General features: G+C 76.0%; 1 protein-coding gene. It reads left to right on the top strand.

Features of this window, described 5'->3' with window-relative positions; genetic code table 11:
- Positions 1-2,561: SDR family NAD(P)-dependent oxidoreductase (locus ACFHW0_RS31560; RefSeq protein WP_416613276.1), on the top strand; the 2,561-nt coding region annotated here is incomplete at both ends.

The raw sequence follows: 2,561 nt of genomic DNA on the forward strand, positions 1-2,561 counted from the left end.
TGGACGGCGTACCTCGGTCAGGCCGGTGCCCGGCCGCGCGTGGTCGACCTGCCCACCTACGCCTTCGACCATCGGCGCTACTGGATCAATGTCGCGACGCGCTCCTACCGTCCCCCCGCCGCCCGGCGTACCGCCGCCGACGAGGACTTCTGGCGGGCGATCGAGGCGGAGGACCTGACGACCCTCGCCGAGAGCCTGGCCGTCGACGCCGACGCCCCGCTCGCGGACGTGCTGCCCGCGCTGTCCACCTGGCGACGCCGCCGGGACGCCGAAGCGGCCCTCGACTCCTGGCGCTACCGGGTGACCTGGCAGCCGCTCACGGATGACGCCGCCCGCGCCGAGGCGACCGACTTCCTGCTCGTCGTGCCGGCCGACGCCGACGCGGCCGTGACGGACTGGGCCGCCGCACTCGGCGCCGCCGGCGGGCGGATTCTCGAAGTCGACGCCGCCTGCGACCGGAAGCGGCTCGCCCACGACCTCGTCGAGGCGTCGGCCGGCCGCGACGGGGACGTGCTGCCCGTGCTCTCCCTGCTCGCCTTCGACACCCGGCCGTACGCCGGTGCCGCCTCCGTGCCGACGGGCCTCGCCGGCACGGTCACGCTCGCGCAGGCGCTCGGGGACGCCGGGATCACCGCCCGGCTCTGGATCGCCACCCGTGGCGCGGTCTCCGTCGGCTCCCGGGACCGGCACGTCGACCCCGTGCAGGCCATGGCGTGGGGCTTCGGCAGCGTGCTGCGCGCCGAGCACCCGCACCGGTGGGGCGGGCTCGTCGACGTCCCCGAGCAGCCCGACCAGGGCGTCGTGCGCATGCTCCGGACGCTGATCGCCGGCACCGGTCGGGAGGACGAGGTCGCCCTGCGTCGCAACGGCGGCCACGCCCGCCGGCTCGTTCGCGCGGCGTACGGGGACACCGGCCCGCGCCGTTCCTGGATGCCGGGCGGCACGGTGCTGATCACCGGCGGGACCGGGGCCCTCGGCCGGCACGTCGCCCGCGCCCTGGCCGCCGAGGGCGCCGAACACCTTCTGCTGGTCAGCCGGCGGGGTGGCGAGGCACCGGGCGCGGCCGTGCTGGCCGAGGAACTCGCCGGGCTCGGCAGCCGGGTCACCCTCGCGTCCTGCGACGTGGCCGACCGGGCCGCGCTCGCGGCGCTGCTCGACTCGATCCCCGCCGAGCTTCCGCTGAGCGCGGTCGTGCACACCGCCGCCGCCCTCGACGACAACGTCGTCGACGCGATCAGCGTCGACCAGCTGGCCACCGCCCTGCGGGCGAAGGTCGACGCCGCGCGCAACCTGGACGAGCTGACCCGAGGCATGGACCTCTCCGCCTTCGTGCTCTTCTCCTCGCTCGCCGGCCTCATGGGCGCCGCCGGGCAGACCACCTACGCGCCGGGCAACGCCTTCCTCGACGCGCTGGCGCAGCGGCGTCGTGCGGAAGGGCTGCCGGCGACCTCGCTCGGCTGGGGCCTGTGGGCCGACGGCGGGGTGAGCGCCGGTGAGTTCGAGCAGCGGCTGAGGCGTACCGGCTTCGGCGCGATGGCACCGGAGACGGCCGTACGCGCCCTCACCCGGGCGCTGGACCGCGACGAGACGTACCTCGTGGTGGCCGACATCGACTGGGCCCGGGTGGCCGCCGCCGGCGGTCGGCGCCCCCACCCGCTGGTCCGGGATCTTCTGGCCGAGGCCGGCGCGGCGGGAACCGCCGACGCCCCCGTGCCGGCGGCCGACCTGCGCCTCCGCCTGGCGGGGATGTCCGGCGCGGAGCAGCTGCGCGCACTCGGCGAACTCGTGCGTGCCGAGGTCGCGGCCGTGCTGGGCCACGAGTCCGCCGAGCGGGTGGCACCGGATCGGGCCTTCCAGGACCTCGGCTTCACGTCGCTGGCGGCGGTCGAGCTGCGCAACCGGCTCGACGCGGCGACCGGCCTCGCGTTGCCGACCACGCTCGCCTTCGACTACCCGAACTCGGCGGCGCTGGCCGGGCACATCCACGCCGAGTTGCTCGGCGGGCAGGCCCTTCCCGCCCCCGCCGCCGTCACCGGCCCCGTCGTGGACGACGACCCGATCGTCATCGTCGGCATGGGCTGCCGTTTCCCCGCCGGCGCCGAGTCCCCGGAGGGGCTCTGGGAGCTGCTGACGGCCGGCGTCGACGCGATGTCGGACTTCCCGACCAACCGGCACTGGGACCTGGGGTCCCTGGCCGGAACCGACTCCTACGTCTCGCGGGGGGCGTTCCTGGCCGACGCGGGCGGCTTCGACGCGGAGTTCTTCGGCATCTCGCCGCGTGAGGCGCTGGCCATGGACCCGCAGCAGCGGCTGCTGCTGGAGGTCGCCTGGGAGGCGTTCGAGGACGCCCGGATCGAGCCCCTCGCGCTGCGCGGCAGCCGGGTCGGGGTGTTCGCCGGCACGAACGGGCAGGACTACGAGACCGTCGTGCGTCAGGCCGGGGAGTCGCTCGCCGGGTTCGGTGCGACCGGCGCCTCGGCGAGCGTGTTGTCGGGTCGGGTGGCGTACTCGTTCGGTTTCGAGGGGCCGGCGGTGACGGTGGACACGGCGTGTTCGTCGTC

It is taken from the genome of Micromonospora sp. LOL_025, assembly GCF_048060285.1.
Lineage (GTDB): Bacteria > Actinomycetota > Actinomycetes > Mycobacteriales > Micromonosporaceae > Micromonospora.